We start from the raw sequence: 17,633 nt of genomic DNA on the forward strand, positions 1-17,633 counted from the left end.
GGCTTTTTAACGCCTTTTACGCACCGATTTAGCGCTAATAAGCGCAATGTTTGATGTGTTTTTTCGTAACTTAAAGGATCTCGCCGATGATGAGCGTGACACCGATCCCCGCCCTTAGCGACAACTATATTTGGCTATTAAGACAGGATAACAGTCAAAGCGTTTGCGTGGTGGATCCCGGTGAAGCTGCCCCGGTGATCGAGTTGCTTGAGCGCGAATCGCTAACCCTGAACTGTATTCTGATTACCCACCATCATCATGATCATACCGGTGGTTTAGCGGAATTAATTAAACGCTACGCCCCTCATGTGATTGGCCCGGACAACCCTGAGATTGAAGGCATTGATGAACACGTGGGCGACGGCGACGAAGTGCGCATTATGGGCCGTTTGTTTGACGTCATTGCGACCCCCGGCCATACGCTGGATCATATCAGCTACTTTACTGCGGGTATCCCTGCACTACTGTTCTGCGGTGACACCCTTTTTTGCGCAGGCTGCGGTCGTTTATTCGAGGGTACGCCGGAGCAAATGTATACCGCGCTGAAAAAATTTGCGGAACTCCCTGAAGATACACTGGTCTTTGCAGCCCATGAGTACACTCAGGCAAACCTGACGTTTGCCCGTGCTGCGGATCCTGAAAACGAAGACGTCAAACACGCCTTGCAGGAGTGTGAAAAGGCGCGGGCATTGGATCGCCCCACCTTACCCAGCACGATAGGACGCGAGCTGAAAATTAATCCCTACCTCCGCGTGGGCACTGATAGCGTGCGCCAGGCGGCAGGTACCCAGGGTGTTAATAATGATGATCTCGCAACGTTCACTACTCTACGCGAGTGGAAGAACCGTTTTTAAGAACGCTATCGAAACCAAACGAATGCAACTATGACCTATCGAACGATTCGCCAGCGCTTGATGCTGAGCGCCGGCAGTACCGTAATTATGGGCCTAATGTTAGCCGCTGCGGCAAGTTCTCAAGCCTCTGCCACAGCCTATGAAAGACCAACAACTTCATTAGCAGGCACGTCAGTAGACGCTACAAAACCATACCCCACGCCATTCCATATCCATTTTTGGGAAGCGCTGGAGCTGGAACCTCAAGACGCCTGGACAACACTGCGTAAGAGCTTTCAGTGGCAAGAGAAGTCACTGTCCCCCGAGGCTCAAGCGCGGGTTGACGAATGGATTGAGTACTACCGTTCAAGCCCCGACAATATTGCCACCATCACCGAACGCGCCACTCCCTGGCTTGCCTGGATTACCCAGCAAGTTAGTGAGCGCGGTTTGCCTGGCGAAATCGCATTAATTCCTTTTGTAGAAAGCTCCTTTGATCCAGGCGCACGGAGCCACCGCGGTGCCGCTGGACTATGGCAGTTTATGCCCGGTACCGGCGATGCACTGGGTTTGGTGCGTAATGGTAATTATGACGGTCGGCTGGACGTGTTGACCTCCACCGAGGCAGCGCTGGACTACTTGGAAATGCAGGCTGATCAGTGGTACGAAGGTGATTTGATGCTGTCATTAGCCGCTTATAATGCAGGCGCAGGCACCGTCAACCGCGCTCAGCGCCAGGCCTTAGGGCAAGGTTTAAACGGCGATTACTGGGATCTCTCGCTACCCTATGAAACCATGCAGTATGTGCCCAAGCTGAAAGCGATCGCGACGATCATTAACGACCCTGAACAGTACGGCGTGAGTTTACCGGAAATACACGTTGACCCGGCGTTCGCGAAAGTTAAGTTGGCCCATGCGGTGACACTCTCCGAAGCCTCCCAACTGCTGGATGTCAGCCAAACCGCCTTAGCCGAATTAAATCCTGGCCTGCTGAATGGCAGTATTGACCCTCGCAGTGCCCAGACGCTGCTGGTTCCTGAGCAAGTGGATACACAAGTGCTTGCGCAGCTTTCACAGGGCGGCACGCAGGCAGCAGAAAGCAATCAGGCAATAGCGCAAAATAGCAGTGGCAATACTCATCGCGTTGAAAGAGGCGATAGTCTCTCCGCGATTGCCGCCCGGTATAATGTAGATCAGCAAGACCTTATACGCTGGAATGCGATTGACCGCCCCAACGCTTTACAACCAGGCCAGTTGCTGACACTTTCAGGGCGTTAAACCGGGTTAACTAATTGGCTTTGTTCACATGGGATGTCTCCAATGCCGCGTGGTTTGTTTTTTGCGAAATCGCTTCTACTCATCAGTGGCCTGTTGTTCAACGCATCGATACTGGCTTCAGAAACGATAGCGTCAGAGTCGACGTCTAACAGTGATTCGTCTATTACCACCTTAAACGCTAATAACGTGGTGGGTGATCTAAACACCGACGAAAACAATGGAGTGCCGGTTGAAACAGTTCACGCGCTATCGCTTTACGATAGCCCGGCCCTAGAGGCTGGCTTTCCCTATTTTCCTCATGTAAACCCCCAGGCCCCCAAAGGCGGCACCATTACCCATACCGCCGTGGGGAGCAGTTTTGACTCGACTAATCCGTTTATCATTCGTGGTACGCTGGTGACCGGCATTTCACAAATTTACGACACCCTGATGGCCAGCAACCCCAATGAGCCCTTTAGCCTTTACGGCCTGCTGGCTGAGGGCGTACGCCTAGACCCAGACAGGGAGTGGATTGAGTTCGACCTGCGGCCGGAAGCCCGTTTTCAGGATGGCGAACCCGTCACTGCCTACGATGTGGTGTTCTCGCTTAACTTGCTTCGCGAAGAGGGGAATCCGTTTTACGCCAGTTACTACGCTGGAGTTGAAGAAGCCATCGCCCTTAATGAGCATCAGGTACGTTTTACCTTTAACGATACCGACTCTCGAGAGCTACCGTTAATCGTCGCCCAGTTGCCCATCCTCCCCCGCCACTACTGGGAGCCCCGCGACTTCACCTCCCCCACTCTAGTCGCACACCCAGGCTCCGGGCCCTACCGAATTAGCGAGGTCGACCCGGGCCGGCGAATTGTCTACCAGCGCGATGAGAACTATTGGGGTAAAGATTTACCGGTCAACGTTGGCCGTTACAATATTGATCGCATCATTTACGACTACTACCGTGACCGGGATATTGCCTGGGAAGCGTTTAAAGCGGGTCTGACCGACTTTCGCACAGATGCCCGCGCCGCCACCTGGGCGATTGGTTATAATTTTCCAGCCTATGAAGAGGGCCTGGTTAAGCGGCTAACGGTGCCTGACGTTAATCCGCCCATGATGCAGGCGTTTGTCTTCAACCTGCGTAAAGAGAAGTTCCAAGACCCGCGGGTGCGAGAAGCATTGAGCCTAACCTTCGATTTCCCATGGCTCAATACTAATATTTTTTACGGCACTTACCAGCGCACCGAGAGCTTTTTCCAAAACTCTGAAATGGAAGCCACTGGCTTACCCTCTGAAGAAGAGCTGGCACTATTGGAGCCATTCCGCGAGGAGTTATTAGCCTCTCATGGCTCTGACCGTCTCTTCACCGAACCGCTGCCCATTGAGCAGCCCACTGATTTACGCGAGAGGCTACGCAAAGCACTCGACTTGCTACGCGAGGCAGGTTATCGCGTTGAGGACGGCGTGTTAGTCAATCAGGAGACTGGACGGCCGTTAAGCCTGGAGGTGTTGCTCTACGACTCGGGGATGGAACGCGTAGTTCAGCCCACGCTGCGCAACATGGCCCGCCTGGGGGTGCAGACATCGCTGCGTATCGTTGATATTAATCAATATTTAAACCGGCAGCGCAATTACGACTATGACATAGTAATCAGCCATTTCCCGCAGTCGAACAACCCTGGAAATGAGCAGCGTGACTTCTGGACCAGTGCCGCCGCCGAGGCACCGCAAAGCCGTAACCGGATGGCACTGGCGCATCCGGCAGTCGATGCACTGGTGGAGGAGATCATTAGCGCCGATGGCCGAGAAGAGTTGGATACCGCTACCCGCGCGTTGGATCGAGTACTGCGCTGGGGGTTTTATGTCATTCCCCACTATCACTCTGGGGAGACCCGTATCGCCATTTGGGATAAGTTTGGCTACCCCGAACCGTTCCCAGCGTACGCCATGGATCTGGATGCGTGGTGGGTAGACACCGACCGTGAAGCAGCACTGCAGCGCCGTCAACGGGGCCGTTAACGCTAGCTGAATGACAACTATTTAATCGCAACGGCTTATCCTCAACGGTTTCATCGTCATAAACCTCGGAGTGCTCTGTGGCCCGCTATACCCTACGCCGACTGCTGCTAATGATACCGACCCTTTTCGGGATCATGCTTCTCAATTTTATGATTGTTCAGGCGGCGCCAGGCGGGCCAATTGATCAGATGTTGGCGCGTTTTGAAGGCGCTAACGCCATGGCCAGCACACGTTTGGATATGGGCGGCGCAGATGTTCAGGTCAGCGATGACTCACGGGGCGCCCGGGGGATCGATCCGCGTTTTATCGAACAGCTGGAACAGCAGTTTGGTTTTGACAAGCCCGCCCACGAACGCTTTATCGGCATGATGGCGGACTACCTCACACTCGATTTTGGTACCAGTTTCTTCCGTGACCGTCCGGTCACCGAGCTGATGATAGAGCGGCTGCCGGTCTCCATATCGTTGGGGCTCTGGACGACACTGCTGGTCTATTTAATCTCCATCCCATTAGGGATTAAAAAGGCGCTTCGCCACGGTTCCCGGTTTGATGTCTGGTCATCCGGGCTAGTGATTGTCGGCTATGCCATTCCAGGCTTCTTGTTTGCGATTTTGTTGATTGTGCTGTTTGCCGGGGGTACCTACTGGGACTTGTTCCCGTTACGCGGTTTGACTTCGCCTGACTTCGACCAGCTTTCTACCTGGGGCAAGGTCAAAGACTATTTTTGGCATATTACGCTGCCGGTCATCGCCGCCTCGATTGGCAGCTTTGCGACGCTGACGATGCTGACCAAAAACAGCTTTCTCGATGAAATTCACAAGCAGTATGTAATTACCGCCCGCGCCAAAGGCGCCGACGAGCGACGCGTACTCTATGGCCATGTATTCCGCAACGCCATGCTGATCATTATCGCGGGCCTCCCCGCCGCCATGATCGGCATTTTCTTCACCGGCGCACTGCTTATCGAAGTGATCTTCTCCCTGGACGGGCTGGGGCTGCTCGGCTTCGAGGCGGTTATGCAGCGGGATTATCCGGTCATATTTGGCACCCTGTTTCTGTATACCGTCATCGGCTTGATCCTCAAGCTGATTTCCGATTTGACTTACGTGTGGGTCGACCCACGTATCGACTTTTCGACTCGGGAGTCGTGATAATGGCCTCCTTATCGTTACGCTTATCGCCTATCACTCGCCGTCGATTGGCCGCTTTCAAAGCCAATCGTCGTGCCCGGGTATCACTCTGGCTATTTGCCACGCTGTTTATCCTTAGCCTGTTTGCCGAGCTGATTGCCAACGACAAACCCATCGTTATGCAGTACGACGGTCAGTGGTATTTCCCCATGTTGGTGGACTACCCAGAAACCGAATTTGACGGCTTTCTACCGACCCGAACGGACTATCTGGATCCTTTTGTTCAGCAACAGATTAAAGATCACGGCTGGGCGCTGTGGCCCATCATTCCTTTTTCCTACCAGACCCTGGATATGAATATGACCCGCCCCTCCCCAGCCCCACCAGATAGCCGTCACTGGCTGGGCACCGATGACCAGGGACGGGATGTAACGGCACGGGTGATTTATGGTTTTCGACTTTCGGTGGCTTTTGCCCTGGTGCTCACTGCAGGATCGTTAGTCATTGGTGTCGTAGTGGGCGGCGTGCAGGGCTACTTTGGCGGCAAAATTGATTTGATCGGTCAACGGTTCACCGAGATATGGTCAGGTCTGCCGGTACTGTTTTCACTGATTATTTTAGCCAGCTTTGTTCAGCCGGGGTTCTGGTGGCTGCTAGGAATTATGCTGCTCTTCTCGTGGTTGGGCCTGGTGGACATCGTGCGTGCCGAGTTCCTGCGCGCGCGCAATTTGGAGTATGTGCGCGCGGCCAAAGCCATGGGATTGCCGTCTCGCTTAATCATGTGGCGCCACGTGCTGCCTAACGCCATGGTTGCCACTCTAACGTTTATTCCATTTCTGTTTACCGGTGCGATTGGCACCTTGACCGCGCTGGATTTCCTCGGTTTCGGCCTGCCCCCTGGGGCTCCCTCGCTAGGTGAACTGGCGGCCCAGGGCAAAAATAATCTACACGCTCCATGGCTAGGTATCACAGCGTTTATGACGTTAGCGATCATGCTGTCACTGCTGGTATTTATCGGCGAGGGCTTGCGCGATGCCTTCGACCCCCGCCATGTGCAGCAGCGCCTGGCAGGCCCCGCCCAGGAGACTCAGCATGCCTAATCCTCTACTGCGCATTGAGCATCTTGATGTCACCTTTGATGGCACCCCGGTAGTGCACTCACTGTCACTCACTCTCAATGCGGGTGAAACCCTGGCGATTGTCGGAGAATCCGGCTCGGGCAAATCGGTGTCGGCGCTGGGGATGGTGAATCTACTGCCTAGTAATGCCACCGTTCAGGGCGAGCGCTGGCTGGGTGATACCAATCTGGCCAATTTAACCGAAACTCAGTGGAACGCCGTGCGCGGCAATCGCGTCGGTTTTATCTTTCAGGAGCCGATGACCTCGCTCAACCCTCTGCACCGAGTGGGTAAGCAGATCGGCGAAGCGCTACGCCTTCACCAGGGGCTGCGGGGCGAGGCCGCCCGCCAACGCAGCAAAAGGCTACTGGAACAGGTGAAACTACCGCGCCCGGAAGAACTGCTGGACGCCTGGCCCCACCAGCTCTCGGGTGGGCAGCGCCAGCGGGTGATGATCGCCATGGCGATTGCCAATAACCCATCCCTGCTGATTGCCGATGAACCCACCACCGCGCTGGACGTTACCGTTCAGCAGGAAATTCTCGCCCTGCTACGTGAACTGCGCGATCACCATGGTATGGGCATGCTGTTTATCAGCCACGACTTGAATCTGGTGCGCCGTTATGCGGATCGTATCTGCGTTATGTATCAGGGCCGCATTCAGGAAATCGGGCCCGTGGAGCAGGTCTTTCAGCACCCGCAAAGCGATTACACCAAAGCGCTACTTGCGGCTGAACCGGAAGGTAGGCCCCAAGCCATTGAGCAGAAAGCCCCCCTACTGACGGCGCGTCAGTTGAGCGTCAGTTTCAAGCGACCTAAAACCGGCTTGTTCAAGCGTCAGCCGCCCGCTTTTGTGGCGCTTCAACCCACTGATTTTCAAATTGCGCCGGGGGAAACCCTGGGCATTGTGGGTGAGTCCGGCTCGGGTAAAACCACGCTGGCGTCGGCGGTCATGCGGCTGGTCACCAGCCAAGGCGATGTAACTCTTGGCAATGATAAACTAAGTGCCCTAACCGGCGATGCGTTACGCCGTCACCGGCATCGCTTACAGATGGTGTTTCAAGACCCCTATGGCGCCCTTTCACCGCGTATGCCGGTGTTCGATATCGTCAGCGAGGGATTGCGCTTTCACTACCCTCATCTCTCCATTGACGAAGTCGCCCAGCGGGTCAAGCAAACGCTGCATGAGGTAGGTTTGCCCGAGAGCTGTGCAGCCCGCTACCCTCATGAATTTTCCGGCGGTCAGCGCCAGCGTATTGCCGTGGCAAGGGCGATCATATTAGAGCCAGAACTGCTGGTGCTTGATGAGCCCACCTCGGCGTTAGATCGTACCGTGCAGAAGCAGCTAGTCGCCCTGTTGCGCGACCTACAGGCACGCCGCCAGCTGAGTTATCTGTTTATTAGCCATGACCTGGCCGTCGTCCGCGCGATGGCCCACCGTATTATGGTGCTCAAGGATGGTGAAGTGGTCGAGCAGGGCTGCTGCCTGAAGGTTCTTTCAGCGCCCCAGCACGCTTATACCCAAGCACTGATTGCCGCTGCCCACCTAGCTTCTTAATACTAAGCAACGGCTAACTAAAACGGCTAGCGGTGCTGCAGGAAGGCAATTTTCGCTCGCGATTTTTCTACCTGAGTCGCACAACTCTCGGCAATTGCTTAGGGAAACTTATAAGATAACGGTATAATATTTAGCTAAAAATAAAGCCGCTCACCCATTGGGAAAGCGGCTTTAGAAGACCTTAAACAAGCACTCAGAAAAGCGCGATTTCGTCGGTGGTTAATTCCCGCCACTCGCCGGGCGCCAGGTTCTCATCTAGTGCCAAATCCCCGATGGAACTGCGGTGCAGTGAGTTCACATGGTTTCCCAGAGCGGCAAACATCCGCTTCACCTGGTGATAGCGTCCTTCGGTAATGGTCAACTCCGCTTGGCTGGGCGATAAAAAGCGCAACGTTGCAGGCTGGGTCGGCGTCTCTTCCCCATCAAGCATCAGGCCATTGGCGACTTGCTCAATCGCCCACTCTGCCGACGCGCCTTCCATAGGCTCCGCTAGCTCGGCGATATACACCTTGGCACAGCGATGGCGCGGTGACGTGACACGGTGCGACCACTGGCCATCATCGGTTAACAGCAGCAAGCCCGTGGTATCCACATCCAAGCGCCCTACTGGCTGTAAGCGATCGGCTTTAGGCAGATCTATCAGGTCTATCGCGCGCTGATAGAGCCCGCGGCGGGCATTGCACTCAACGTCAACTGGCTTGTGCAGCATGATGTAGCGCAAGCCTACCAACTCCAACCGTTCGCCGTTCAGAACAACCACATCGTTATCGGTATCGATTTGGGTCGCCGACTGTTTTATCGGCTCGCCGTTGAGAGTCACTTCGCCATTCTTGAGTGCCCGCTTGGCGAGGCTGCGAGTCAACGGCGAGGTTTCACTCAAAAAGCGATCAAGGCGCATCATTAACCCACTCCTGGCAGCAACTGAAAGTGGTCGGCGTCTTGCCAGGCAGGAAATTTTTCACGAAAAGCATCAAGGGCAGTTTTATCCAGCGTGCCCGTTTCTATAAACGGGGTATGGGCAGGTTGATCAATCAGCGCTTCGCCTTTGAAGTCGACCAACAGGGAATCGCCACTATAGGCAAGCCCTTTGGCATCTTCTCCAACGCGGTTCACGCCAATCACATAGCTTAAGTTCTCTACCGCACGGGCCTGCAGCAGCGTACGCCAAGGGTGGCGACGCGGTGCTGGCCAGTTGGCGATACACAGCAGCGCATCATACTCGAAATGCTCGCCTTCTGCTGGCTGCTGGCGCATCCAGACCGGAAAACGCAGGTCGTAGCAAACGCTCAGCAGCAGCTTAAAACCGTTGAGCTCTACCACCTTGCGCTCACTGCCCATGCCGTAGCGCTCATGCTCCCCCGCCATGCGAAATAGATGGCGCTTATCGTAGTGGGTTAACTCCCCCTCCGGCGTCGCCCAAATAAGGCGGTTATAAAACTCGCCGCCCTCTTCGATCGCCACGCTGCCGGTCATCACGCAGTTTCGTGCCTTCGCCTGAGCCTGCAGCCAGGCTACACTTTGGCTCTCCGCCATTGGCTGAGCCATTTCACGGGAATTCATGGTAAAGCCCGTGGCAAACATTTCCGGCAAGACAATCAGATCCGTATCCCGACTATCCAGCTCACCCAATAGCTGTTCAAGGTGGGCGTGGTTGGCCTGGGGGTCTTCCCAGCGCAGATCGCACTGCACTAGCGTGTTCCTAAGTTGACTCACTTAACACCTCCAATTCGTCAGTCTCAAGGTAACGTTTGTGCTAGATTAGCATCTTTAAATAATGAGGCTGCTATGCTTCCTACTCCAACACGCGATCCAGCTGCCGTCAAAGGCGTTATGTTCGGGCTAACGGCCTATATCATGTGGGGCTGCTTTCCGCTCTTCTTTGCCCTGTTTGACGGCGTTCCCGCCTTTGAAATATTGATTCACCGCATCATTTGGGCGTGTCTATTTCTGGTCGGTTTGATTACCCTTCTGCGCCGCTGGCCGCCCGTTGTCACCGCATTGGGCGAGCCCAAACGGCTTGGCCGTGTGCTGGCCTGCGCGCTACTGATTGGGTTTAACTGGGGTATCTACATTTACGCAGTGGAGTCTAAGCAGGTATTACAGGCAAGTTTAGGCTACTTCTTGACCCCGTTAGTGAATGTCGCCCTAGGCGTGTTGGTACTTCGGGAAGTGATGGCCAAGCTGCAGTTGGTCGCCTTGGGCTTGGCCAGCATCGCCATTGCAGCGCAGTTTGTGATGCTGGGCGAGCTGCCCTGGATTAGTTTACTACTGGCGTTAAGCTTCGGCAGTTATGGACTGTTTCGTAAACAGGTGCCACTGGATGGCTTATCAGGGCTATTTGTGGAAACCCTGCTGCTTTTTCCTCTCGCCTTGATTGCTCTCACCTGGCTAAGTTGGAACGGCAGCTCACATTTTTTACAGAACTCTTCCACCACCAGTTTACTGATCGCCAGTGGTGCCTTAACCGCGTTGCCGCTAATGGCCTTCGCAGGCGCAGCCCGCCGGTTGCGTTTGGCAACCCTGGGCTTTTTGATGTACATCAACCCAAGTATTCAGTTTCTTATTGCCTTAACCGTGTTCGGCGAACCCTTGGGTATGATCCAGTTGGCAACCTTTGTCCTCATCTGGATCGGGCTCGCGCTTTACTCCTGGTCGGCATGGCAGTCACGCCCGCGCTACGCTGCGGCTAGTTAGTGCCAGTGGTGGTACTGGGGGTGCATCGGTTTGCAACGCTGGGGGAGTCGCAATATCACGCTCAGGCTGATAGCCGACCCGGAAGCCGCCCCAGTGCTTACCCTGCACATACACCGGCACTGAAAGGTCATGCATGATTTCCCCGGTATCGCGCTTGTAAGTTTGCAGTAGCAGCGGCTTTTCATGAGCACCGCAGCGGCTGCCGGTCGGGTCATCAAAAATCCGTTTGTTGCGGCAGAATTTCAAATCGTGTGAGTAATCACCGGTTGGTGCGAGGCTCACCGCTTTATTATGGGTCGGCACATAGCCATTCCGGTCACAGGCAATGGCATAACTTAAGCCTAGCTGAGTAAGCAAGGGTTCCTGCAGATCAGGCAGATATCTATCGGTGAAGCTATCAAAACCGGTTTTATATTGCGGCGGCTGGGTGCCTGGAATCTGTTCGTAGTGGGGCTGGAACAGCTGCGTGTCTGAGAGCTCCCCGCTGGCGATCGCCTTCTCCAGCAGCTTACCCAACTTATCGGCGGTTGATCGTGCAGCGTGGAAAACCTGCTGGTGGCGGCCCTCTAAATGTTGCTGCGCCAGTTCACCGTCGACGCCTTCCGCAGCCTCCATCAGTGCCCTGGCTTGCTCGGCCAAATCGTGCATATTACGGTTGCCTTCATCTACATCATCTTCTAGCTGGCTCAGGCTGTCCGCCACGGTTTGGCTATGTTGGCGGGTGTTTTCCATGGCATCGGCAACGCGGGTAATTTCACTCTGCACCTGGTCGAACTCTTGCGTCATCGTACCCAGACTATTTCCTACTCCCTGCATGCCTTTTGAACGCTCGCTAATTCGGGTCATTAGATCGCCAATGGTGTCGACCACCGTCTGGCCACTCGCATGCATATCTTTGACGAGTTCATCGACACTCTGCGTGGCGGTGGAAGTCTTCAGTGCCAGATTGCGCACTTCGCCAGCAACCACGGCAAACCCTCGCCCGTGTTCACCCGCTCGGGCCGCTTCAATTGAGGCATTGAGCGACAGCAGATGGGTCTGCTCGGCGATATCTTCAATCATGGAGGTAACGTTGCGAACACGCTCTATTTTATCGTTTAGCGCTGTGAGCATTTCCAGCGCTTGGTTTGAGCGGTCAGCAACGTCGCTCATGTCCTTAATAATATCGTCCAGCTCGGCATGGTTGTGATGGCTGGCTTCCCGGGCGCTCTCTGCCAGCGCTGCCACTTGGCTGGCGCTGGCGCTGACCTGCATAATGGCCGCATTAATCGCCGTCATGCTCGATGAAGCTTCACGGGCCATGGCCTCTTGCTTGGAAAGGCGCTGATCCATCAGGTCGGCATAGTGTGATACTTCTGCCGAGGCAATCGCGGTACTGCTGGCGCGGTTCATCAACCGGTAGGCCATGGCACGTAGCGAACGGTAATCGCGCAGCGGTTTAAAACCACGCTGACGCTGCTCAAGGCGACGCTGGTCGGCTTGGTACACGCCTTCCAGCACATTAAGTAGCACAGCGCCGCCCCCCAGCGCGGCCAAAAAGAGCGCCAAATAACGCCAGTGGCCGCCTTGTGCGGCAAGTCCTATCGACAGCGCCACGAATAGCACCGGAACTAACAATCGCAGTAAGCGCATGAGCAGTACTCTTTTTATTGACGTTATTGAGTATCGAAAACCCTATATTAAGGGTTTAACTCCCCTTTGCGGCTAAGCTTAGCGTGTTACGCTGATGAAAGAAGTAGCACTTTGGGGGGAGACCGAAAGCGTATAAGCGCTTGGTCATCATTGGGTTAGCGTAGTACAAACGAATATAAGCACTGCAATGAATGGGAATATCCCTTACTCTCTCTGTTCTGCCATTTCTACAACACATGGAATCCATGCTAAAGCGCTATTTGCCGATCCTGACGTGGCTCCCCCACTATCATAAACGCCTGTTGGGGGCCGACCTTTTGGCGGGTTTGATCGTCACCGTGATGGTTATTCCCCAATCGCTGGCCTATGCGCTGCTAGCCGGACTACCTGCGGTGGTAGGCCTCTATGCCAGCATCCTGCCGCAGCTTGTCTACACTCTGTTCGGCACCAGCAAAACCCTCGCAGTCGGGCCAGTGGCGATTATCGCGCTGATGACCGGTGCTGCGCTCTCCTCGGTGGCCGCCACGGGCACAGAGACTTATATACAGGCAGCCCTGATTCTGTCGCTACTTTCCGGCGGCATGCTGGTGGTAATGGGGCTGCTGAAAATGGGCTTTTTCAGCAATTTTCTGAGCCACCCGGTTATCTCCGGTTTCTTAACGGCGTCGGGTATTCTGATCGCCGCCAGCCAACTTGGCAGTTTGCTAGGGGTTGAGAGCAGTGGGTTTACCCTGGTAGAGCGCTTTATTACGCTGGCGCCCAATTTAGCCACCTTTAACTTAGCCACTTTACTGATCGGCAGTGGAACCCTACTGTTTTTGATCGTAATGCGCCGCTATGGTAAGGCCACCCTGAACAAGATGGGCCTGCCAAACACCCTGGCGGACTTGATCGCTAAAGCGGGGCCGGTCTTTGCCGTCGTAATTACCACTCTAGTGACCTGGCACTGGCAGTTGGGCGATAAAGGCGTCAGCGTTGTGGGACAAATTCCAGGCGGGTTGCCTGCACTTAGCTTTCCCTGGGGGGACTACTCACTGTGGCGGGCACTGTTGATCCCCGCGCTGTTGATTAGCCTGGTCGGCTTTGTTGAGTCCGTCTCCATGGGCCAGATGTTGGCCGCTAAACGGCGCCAACGCATCTCTCCCAATCAGGAACTTGTGGGCCTTGGCGCCAGCAATTTAGCCGCTGGGCTTTCCAGTGGTATGCCGGTGACCGGGGGGTTATCCCGCACGGTCATTAATTACGATGCCGGCGCACAAACACCTGCGGCGGGCGCCTTTGCAGCACTTGGTATTGCTCTGGTCACTATGTCGTTCACCGGCTGGCTCTACTACCTGCCCATCGCAACCCTGGCCGCGACGATCACCGTTTCGATTTTGACGCTTGTAGACATACCCATGCTGCGCCAAACCTGGCGCTACTCCCGCAGCGACTTTGCCGCCATGGCGGTGACGATTCTACTCACGCTGTGCGAAGGCGTTGAAGCGGGTATTATCAGCGGGGTAACGCTCTCTATTGCGCTATTTTTGTACCGCACCAGCCGCCCCCATAGCGCCTTGGTAGGCCGCGTACCTGGCACCGAACACTTTCGGAACACCACCCGCCACGATGTCGAAACGATCAATACCGTTGCCCTGCTGCGCATTGATGAGAGTCTCTATTTTGCCAATGCCCGCTATTTGGAAGACACGGTATACAACCTGGTAGCGAGTCATCCTGAACTTGAACACGTTGTACTGATCTGCTCGGCGGTAAATCTGATTGACGCGTCGGCGCTTGAGAGCCTGGATGCGATCAACGCTCGCTTAAAAGATTCTGATGTAAAACTGCACTTATCCGAAGTGAAAGGTCCGGTAATGGATCAACTCAAGAAGAGCGACTTTCTGGATGCACTTACCGGACGGGTATTTCTAAGCACTTACGCCGCTTGGCGTGAATTTTCTTAACCGCACACCACTCGCTACTATTCTGAAAAACCAGACAATTGTCTGGTTTTTTTATGCTCGGCGATGGGCACTTAGAGCCGCTACCGATAACGGCATTGACAGCCACCTAACAGCTTCTCTACTATCAGCCGACCACTTAGCAAAACCAAGTACCGCACAGCAAAACACTATGTAGCAAAACGTAACTAAATCCTTAAGCACAACCACAATAAAGGAGCATCCCAATGCATCCATTTGCTCATCGCCTACTCATCGCCGCCTTCCCTTTATCGCTACTCGGCGCAGCAGTCAGCCACGCCAGTGACATTGAACTGCCCGGCACCATGGCCTGGACGGCCTATGGCACCAACTCAAGTGGCTACGCCCAGGCCGTTGCCATCGGCAATATGCTGCAGAACAAATACGATTCTTCGGTACGTATCCTGCCGGGAGATAACGATGTTTCACGCATGACGCCGCTTAAACAGGGCCGTGTTGACCTTTGCGCTTGCGGGATCGCCAGCTACTACGGCGCGGAAGGCGTGATGATGTTTGCCGACCGTGACTGGGGCCCTCAACCGCTACGCGTCATTACCACCTCGACAGCCTCATTCGGGCTATCCCTGGCGGTGGCGGGCGACTTGGACGTTGAAACGCCCGCTGACCTGGCAGGCAAGCGCATTGCCTATATCCGCGGCGACGATGCACTCAACAAAGGCACTGAAGCGTATCTAGCTTTTGGTGGTTTGACCTGGGACGACGTAGAGCGGGTTGATTATCCCGGCTACGGTCGTTCGTTTGACGGCATTATCGCTGGCGATGTAGATGCCTCCTTTACTACAACGGTTACCCCACCAGCCCAGCAGTTGGCCAGTAGTCCGCGCGGCATTAGCTGGCCGGTGCTAGACCCCAACGACGAAGCAGGTTGGGAGCGCATGGCGGCGGTCGCGCCCTACTTCCGCCCTCACGAAGTCACGTCTGGGGCAGGCGGCATCAGCGCCGACAACCCGGTTCCCAGCGCTAGTTACCCTTACCCCATTGTGGTCGCCAACCAAGACCTGGACGACAACGTCGCTTACGGCCTGATCAAGGCCATGCAGGAAAATTTTGACGACTACAAAGATAACGCCCCTGGGGCGCTTGGCTATGCCCTGGAGCAACAAGATCTACAGTGGGTGGTGCCGTTCCACGATGCGGTCGTTACGTACTACAAAGAGATCGATGTATGGACTGATGAAATGCAGGCCCATCAGGACAAACTCGTTGAACGCCAGAACGTGCTGTTAACCGCCTGGGAAAGCTTTATGCAAGACGCACCCAGTGACGATGAGGAATTTACTGCCGAGTGGATGGAAGCCCGTGCCACCGCGCTTAGCGATGCCGGTTTCGAACCGATCTTCGAGTAATACGCCACGGGGCGGCACTTGCCGCCCCCTGCTGATTGACGGATGCCCCCATGACCACAGATACCTCGCCTGCCAATCATCAGCAGGTTAAAGAAAAGATCAGCCAAATTCGTCAGCTTCCCCCTACACTGCGCTGGATACCCGCCACGGTCACCGTCATGTTGATGGCGATGACCCTGGATTATCTTTTTAACGTTGGTTTGCTGACTTTTGTTACGGGTCTGGAGACGCAGTTCTACTACGCCGTTGTGGCGCTGTTGCTACCGCTGGTATTTTTGCTTTGGCCCATGCGGAGTCGCCAACAAGAACAGCCCATCCCCTGGTACGACTACGTATTGAGCGCTACAACGCTTATCGTTGGCGGCTATTTTGTTTACAACGCCGTCCCCATTCTAGAGCGCGGCTGGGCGTTTTCTGCGCCCGAGATCGCCATTTATGCCAGCTATGCCTACTGGCTGCTGATTATTGAAGCGGCACGCCGGGCGGGGGGCTTACCTATTGCGATTATTGCCGGGGTGTTCTCGCTCTATCCGCTGGTGGCGGATATTGTCCCTGGCCCTATCCAGGCATTTCCTTCGACTCTCGAACAAACCGCTATGTACCACACCATGAGTACCGAAAGCATCATGGGGGTTCCACTGCAGGCGTTCGCGGGCTTGGTGATCGGCTTTTTGGTATTTGGCGTGGTACTGCAAAAAAGCGGCGGCGGTAAGTTTTTTATCAACCTGGCATTTGCGCTGCTGGGCCATGTGCGTGGCGGCCCCGCGAAGGTGTCGATTTTCTCCAGCGGCTTGATGGGCTCCATGAGCGGCAGCGTGATCAGTAACGTACTGACCACTGGCGTTTTGTCGATTCCCGCCATGCGCCGTATCGGTATGAGCCGCTCCTTTGCAGGCGGTGTGGAAGCCTGCGCCTCAACCGGTGGTGTATTAATGCCCCCGGTAATGGGTGCTACCGCCTTTGTCATGGCGATGTTTCTGGACATTCCTTACTCCGCTGTGGCGTTGGCTGCTGTCATCCCATCAATTCTGTATTTCCTGGGGCTGTTTATACAGATCGATGCCTACGCGGCTCGCCACGACATCAAAGGCTTACCCGCCGTTGAGCTACCTTCGCTTTGGCAGACTCTCAAAGAGGGCTGGTACTTTATTTTCGTCTTCGCCCTATTAGTCTGGATGCTGCTGATTATGCAGCGCGAAGCCGTAGCACCTTTCTACGCTACCGCGTTGCTGTTAGTGCTCAATCAGCTTTCCAAACATAACCGCTGGGGCTGGAAAGATGTGGCCGAAACGCTGTCGTCTGCGGCCAAGCTGTTTGCCGAGTTGATCGCTATTTTGGCCGGCGTGGGCATGCTGGTCGGAGCGCTTTCGATGACCGGTCTTTCGGGCACTATCGCCAACGACTTTATCAATATTGCCGGTGGCAGCGTGCCGCTGCTGCTGATTATGGGCGCTGTGACCAGTTTCGTACTGGGTATTGGTATGACCGTTACCGCCGCCTATATTTTCCTCGCTGTTGCCCTAGCTCCCGCGTTGATACAGGGCGGCGGGTTGGATCCTATGGCGGTGCATATGTTCATCCTCTACTGGGGCATGCTGAGCTTTATTACCCCGCCGGTAGCGCTGGGTGCTTTTGCCGCCGCGACCGTGGCGGGTGCACGCCCCATGGAAACCGGCCTGCAGGCAATGCGTCTGGGTAGCGTCATCTACTTCATCCCCTTCCTGTTCGTGCTTAATCCTGCGCTGATTATGCAAGGCGAGCCGCTGATGATCGTGGCTGTCTTTATCCAGGCGGTCATCGGCATCATTCTGTTTGCCTCTGCCATGCAGGGCTACTTAATGGGCGTAGGCAGACTGGGTTACGGCGCACTACAAGAGATCACGATTCGCGCCCTGGTTCTGGTTGCCGGCCTGTTACTGGCACTCCCTGGCGGTGGAATGGTGCCTCTTAGCCAGTGGGAACTGATCGGCCTCGCGCTTGCGGCGCTAGTGCCCGGCGTTTTGCTGGCGCGTTTAAGCCAGCGCCATCATCGACGTTCACAAAGCACCTCGGTTGCTTAGCTTT

General features: G+C 55.1%; 13 protein-coding genes. 10 read left to right on the top strand and 3 right to left on the bottom strand.

Translation table 11 applies throughout. The annotated features are described in order from the left end of the window. Positions 1-86: 86 nt before the first annotated feature. The 6 genes from gloB to QT231_RS01405 all read left to right on the top strand — a co-directional run bounded on the left by gloB (position 87) and on the right by QT231_RS01405 (position 7,912). Positions 87-854, top strand: a complete 768-nt coding sequence (gene gloB / locus QT231_RS01380) for a hydroxyacylglutathione hydrolase (protein ID WP_308335157.1) — start codon at positions 87-89, stop codon at positions 852-854. A 30-nt stretch (positions 855-884) separates the two neighbouring features. Beyond that, complete coding sequence (locus QT231_RS01385; RefSeq protein WP_308335158.1) at positions 885-2,111, top strand: transglycosylase SLT domain-containing protein; 1,227 nt, start codon at positions 885-887, stop codon at positions 2,109-2,111. Positions 2,112-2,153: 42 nt separating this feature from the next. Next, entirely contained in the window at positions 2,154-4,106 is a 1,953-nt protein-coding gene (locus tag QT231_RS01390) for an extracellular solute-binding protein (protein ID WP_308335159.1), read from the top strand. Between the two features lie 77 nt (positions 4,107-4,183). Beyond that, positions 4,184-5,257 carry a microcin C ABC transporter permease YejB gene (locus QT231_RS01395; protein WP_308335160.1) on the top strand — a complete coding sequence of 358 codons (1,074 nt, stop codon included), beginning with the start codon at positions 4,184-4,186 and terminating at the stop codon, positions 5,255-5,257. Positions 5,258-5,259: 2 nt separating this feature from the next. Beyond that, the gene (locus QT231_RS01400; protein ID WP_308335161.1) at positions 5,260-6,336 is read left to right on the top strand and encodes an ABC transporter permease; all 1,077 of its coding nucleotides are present in this window, start codon (positions 5,260-5,262) and stop codon (positions 6,334-6,336) included. Then, positions 6,329-7,912: a dipeptide ABC transporter ATP-binding protein gene (locus tag QT231_RS01405; protein ID WP_308335162.1), complete on the top strand. Its 1,584-nt coding sequence runs from the start codon at positions 6,329-6,331 to the stop codon at positions 7,910-7,912. Before QT231_RS01400 ends, QT231_RS01405 begins: the two co-directional genes overlap by 8 nt. A gap of 193 nt (positions 7,913-8,105) precedes the next feature. On the opposite strand, the gene QT231_RS01410 is transcribed toward QT231_RS01405, so the two are convergent. Together QT231_RS01410 and QT231_RS01415 are read right to left on the bottom strand one after the other, a co-directional pair. After that, positions 8,106-8,810, bottom strand: coding sequence for a pseudouridine synthase (locus QT231_RS01410; protein WP_308335230.1), 705 nt, complete (start codon positions 8,808-8,810; stop codon positions 8,106-8,108). Positions 8,811-8,812: 2 nt separating this feature from the next. Then, positions 8,813-9,625 (bottom strand): amidohydrolase, encoded by an 813-nt coding sequence (locus QT231_RS01415; protein WP_308335163.1) that lies wholly within the window; start codon positions 9,623-9,625, stop codon positions 8,813-8,815. A gap of 72 nt (positions 9,626-9,697) precedes the next feature. Between QT231_RS01415 and rarD the strand changes: the two genes are divergently transcribed. Next, a complete protein-coding gene (gene rarD, locus QT231_RS01420) occupies positions 9,698-10,606 on the top strand; it encodes an EamA family transporter RarD (RefSeq protein WP_308335164.1) in 909 nt (302 codons plus the stop codon). Here the strand turns inward: rarD and QT231_RS01425 are convergent. Further along, the gene (locus QT231_RS01425) at positions 10,577-12,238 is read right to left on the bottom strand and encodes a methyl-accepting chemotaxis protein (RefSeq protein ID WP_308335165.1); all 1,662 of its coding nucleotides are present in this window, start codon (positions 12,236-12,238) and stop codon (positions 10,577-10,579) included. The two genes, rarD and QT231_RS01425, sit on opposite strands and share 30 nt — an antisense overlap. A 245-nt stretch (positions 12,239-12,483) precedes the next feature. Here QT231_RS01425 and QT231_RS01430 point away from each other — a divergent pair, with 245 nt between their 5' ends. From QT231_RS01430 to QT231_RS01440, 3 genes are all read left to right on the top strand, one after another. Next, positions 12,484-14,184 carry a sulfate permease gene (locus tag QT231_RS01430; RefSeq protein WP_308335166.1) on the top strand — a complete coding sequence of 567 codons (1,701 nt, stop codon included), beginning with the start codon at positions 12,484-12,486 and terminating at the stop codon, positions 14,182-14,184. 224 nt (positions 14,185-14,408) lie between these two features. After that, positions 14,409-15,569, top strand: coding sequence for a TAXI family TRAP transporter solute-binding subunit (locus tag QT231_RS01435; RefSeq protein WP_308335167.1), 1,161 nt, complete (start codon positions 14,409-14,411; stop codon positions 15,567-15,569). 50 nt (positions 15,570-15,619) lie between these two features. After that, positions 15,620-17,629, top strand: coding sequence for a TRAP transporter fused permease subunit (locus QT231_RS01440; protein WP_308335168.1), 2,010 nt, complete (start codon positions 15,620-15,622; stop codon positions 17,627-17,629). Positions 17,630-17,633: the final 4 nt, after the last annotated feature.

The sequence above is a fragment of the Halomonas sp. SpR1 genome (assembly GCF_031010175.1).
Classification (GTDB): Bacteria; Pseudomonadota; Gammaproteobacteria; order Pseudomonadales; family Halomonadaceae; genus Vreelandella.

Excerpts from the sequence above, each read along its gene's own strand:
- gloB (WP_308335157.1), top strand. The coding sequence starts at position 87 with ATGATGAGCGTGACACCGATCCCCGCCCTTAGCGACAACTATATTTGG.
- QT231_RS01385 (WP_308335158.1), top strand. The coding sequence starts at position 885 with ATGACCTATCGAACGATTCGCCAGCGCTTGATGCTGAGCGCCGGCAGT.
- QT231_RS01390 (WP_308335159.1), top strand. The coding sequence starts at position 2,154 with ATGCCGCGTGGTTTGTTTTTTGCGAAATCGCTTCTACTCATCAGTGGC.
- QT231_RS01400 (WP_308335161.1), top strand. The coding sequence starts at position 5,260 with ATGGCCTCCTTATCGTTACGCTTATCGCCTATCACTCGCCGTCGATTG.
- QT231_RS01405 (WP_308335162.1), top strand. The coding sequence starts at position 6,329 with ATGCCTAATCCTCTACTGCGCATTGAGCATCTTGATGTCACCTTTGAT.
- QT231_RS01410 (WP_308335230.1), bottom strand. The coding sequence starts at position 8,810 with ATGCGCCTTGATCGCTTTTTGAGTGAAACCTCGCCGTTGACTCGCAGC.
- rarD (WP_308335164.1), top strand. The coding sequence starts at position 9,698 with ATGCTTCCTACTCCAACACGCGATCCAGCTGCCGTCAAAGGCGTTATG.
- QT231_RS01425 (WP_308335165.1), bottom strand. The coding sequence starts at position 12,238 with ATGCGCTTACTGCGATTGTTAGTTCCGGTGCTATTCGTGGCGCTGTCG.
- QT231_RS01430 (WP_308335166.1), top strand. The coding sequence starts at position 12,484 with ATGCTAAAGCGCTATTTGCCGATCCTGACGTGGCTCCCCCACTATCAT.
- QT231_RS01435 (WP_308335167.1), top strand. The coding sequence starts at position 14,409 with ATGCATCCATTTGCTCATCGCCTACTCATCGCCGCCTTCCCTTTATCG.
- QT231_RS01440 (WP_308335168.1), top strand. The coding sequence starts at position 15,620 with ATGACCACAGATACCTCGCCTGCCAATCATCAGCAGGTTAAAGAAAAG.